This window comes from Bacillus sp. AFS088145, assembly GCF_002564465.1.
Taxonomy (GTDB): Bacteria; Bacillota; Bacilli; order Bacillales; family Bacillaceae_G; genus Gottfriedia.
The window spans coordinates 1-2,372 of the sequence record NZ_NUUX01000068.1; the positions used below are offsets into that span (position 1 = coordinate 1).

Genomic DNA, 2,372 nt, shown 5'->3' on the forward strand with positions numbered 1-2,372 from the left:
ATCCTTCTTTACCTGGTATTATGAAAGCTAAGAAAAAGCCTTTAGATGAATTAGAATTAGATGATCTAGATTTAGAAGAAGATGAAGTTCAAGCAAAAACGAAAACAATTGAAATTTACCTACCTGCGAAGAAAGAAGCGGGCAAAGTTTTAACTGGTGAATTAAAGGATCAAGTAAAAGAATTAGTTTCGTTACTACGTTCTGAAGCAAAAGTAATCTAATTTTATTGAATATTAGAACATAAATAATAGATTAGTATCGTAATAGAAAATTTTGGAGGGAAATAACATGTCACGTAAAGTATTAGTATTAGGCGAAGTTCGTGAAGGATCACTACGTAATGTTTCATTTGAGGCAGTAAGTACGGCTAAAACAGTTGCTGAGGGCGGAGAAGTAGTTGCTGTATTAGTAGGTAAATCAGTTAGTGCATTAGCTACTGAAATGATTCAATATGGTGCAGATCGTGCAATCGTTGTTGAAGATGAAAAATTAGCATCATATACTTCTGATGGATATTCTCAAGCACTTTTAGCAGTTATTGACCAAGAAAAACCAGAAGGTCTAGTATTCGGTCATACAGCATTAGGTAAGGATTTATCTCCTAAACTTGCTGCTCGTATGCAAAGTGGTCTTATTTCAGATGTTACTGCAATCGAAGTAGCTGGTGGAAATATTGTTTTCACTCGTCCGATTTACTCAGGTAAAGCATTCGAGAAAAAAGTTATGGTAGATCCATTTATTTTTGCGACAATTCGTCCAAATAACATTTCAGCTTTAGAAAAAGATGCTACTCGCACTGGTGATGTAGCATCTGTTTCAGTTGAAATTAAAGACTTACGTTCAATCGTCAAAGATGTTGTGCGTAAAGCGAGTGAAGGTGTAGACCTTTCAGAAGCGAAAGTGGTCGTTGCTGGTGGCCGTGGAGTTAAGAGTGAAGAAGGCTTTAATCCATTAAAAGAATTAGCTTCAGTATTAGGTGCTGCTGTGGGTGCTTCTCGTGGTGCATGTGATGCTAACTATTGTGACTACTCTTTACAAATTGGTCAAACTGGTAAAGTTGTAACACCTGATTTATATATTGCATGTGGTATTTCAGGAGCTATTCAACATTTAGCTGGTATGTCAAACTCTAAAGTAATCGTTGCAATTAACAAAGACCCAGAAGCTAATATCTTCAAAGTAGCTGACTACGGAATCGTTGGTGACTTATTCGAAGTATTACCTTTATTAACAGAAGAATTTAAAGCTGTATTAGTTAACTCTTAATATAGAAGTTATATTTGATAGCCCACAAGAACAATCTTGTGGGTTTTTTATGTTTTTTCAAGTGTTCGTTATATAAAAAAGAGGGGTTCAAAAGTACTTTAACTTTTGTGACACCTCCTTTATCGTTCTTTTATTCGTTTACAAGCCATTGTCATTACATCCTAACAATAACTGATCCTCCGCCACTTGTTACAACTTGATTTTGTTTTTGTTCAAGTTGTCTAAGTAATTCATTATTTGCTTCGATTGCTTTTACAAGGTTAGTAATTTGATTTTCAAGATTCATGAACATTTGCATGATTGATTGATGATCTGTTTGTACATGACTTTGAACACCGTTTCTCATAGGATGTTGGGGATGAAGCGGATGTGAATTCCAAAATGGATGATGCATACTTTTACCTCCAATTTCTAGACCAATGTACTATATAGTACGGCTATATTATTGTAAGAGTTCGCCTATTTTAGTTGATCCAGAAATTATTGCTACTTATAAATATGAGAGAAGTTTATAGTCAAACTTCAATTCGTTTTAATGAATTTTTGTGAAGAACATTGCACCGTTTATATTAAGAAAGAAGTGATTTTTTACAACTAGTGTTTGCTTATATGGGGAAGTTGAACATTGACAAATAGGTTGGTTCAAGGGAAAGGATTAAATCTTTTTTAGAACACCACAAAAAAAAGTAATCCCTCTAAAGGATTACTTTAAATTTATGATATAGCTTTGTTTAGTTTGTTTTTTTCAGATAATAATTCGTGGCGCTTTTCAATTTTACTTTCAATTTTTTCTATTTCCTCTTTGTTTCGTAATAAAGATTGTTTGTTCTCATGAACTAATTGATTAAACGATTTACGTAAAGGTTTTCTCATAAATGCCACTCCTATCGGGTTAAATTTTTTGAATATTTTTATTATATTCAACAATATATTAACATAAAAATCTGAATTAATTCGAGTAAGATATTACGAATTTGTGACAAAAGTAGCGAATTGAATCGTTACTCATGGACTAAATTGATAATCGTGATGTCCCAGGAATCTGATATTCACTAATTTAACATTTAAATATGAAAATATTATGAAAAAATCTTTTCATAAACCGC

At 32.8% G+C, this 2,372-nt stretch carries 3 protein-coding genes and 1 pseudogene; 2 read left to right on the top strand and 2 right to left on the bottom strand.

Going from position 1 to position 2,372, the window contains the following annotated elements; all coding sequences use genetic code 11:
* Positions 1–221 (top strand): annotated as a pseudogene (locus COI44_RS23620) (electron transfer flavoprotein subunit beta); the annotation flags it as partial.
* 67 nt (positions 222–288) lie between these two features.
* A complete protein-coding gene (locus COI44_RS23625) occupies positions 289–1,266 on the top strand; it encodes an electron transfer flavoprotein subunit alpha/FixB family protein (RefSeq protein WP_098430055.1) in 978 nt (325 codons plus the stop codon).
* 154 nt (positions 1,267–1,420) lie between these two features.
* Here COI44_RS23625 and COI44_RS23630 read toward each other — a convergent pair whose 3' ends face one another.
* The gene (locus tag COI44_RS23630) at positions 1,421–1,660 is read right to left on the bottom strand and encodes a hypothetical protein (protein ID WP_098430056.1); all 240 of its coding nucleotides are present in this window, start codon (positions 1,658–1,660) and stop codon (positions 1,421–1,423) included.
* A gap of 320 nt (positions 1,661–1,980) precedes the next feature.
* On the bottom strand, positions 1,981–2,139 hold the full coding sequence (locus COI44_RS23635; protein WP_069034557.1) for an FbpB family small basic protein: 159 nt from the start codon (positions 2,137–2,139) through the stop codon (positions 1,981–1,983).
* Positions 2,140–2,372 lie beyond the last annotated feature (233 nt).

Excerpts from the sequence above, each read along its gene's own strand:
- COI44_RS23625 (WP_098430055.1), top strand. The coding sequence starts at position 289 with ATGTCACGTAAAGTATTAGTATTAGGCGAAGTTCGTGAAGGATCACTA.
- COI44_RS23630 (WP_098430056.1), bottom strand. The coding sequence starts at position 1,660 with ATGCATCATCCATTTTGGAATTCACATCCGCTTCATCCCCAACATCCT.
- COI44_RS23635 (WP_069034557.1), bottom strand. The coding sequence starts at position 2,139 with ATGAGAAAACCTTTACGTAAATCGTTTAATCAATTAGTTCATGAGAAC.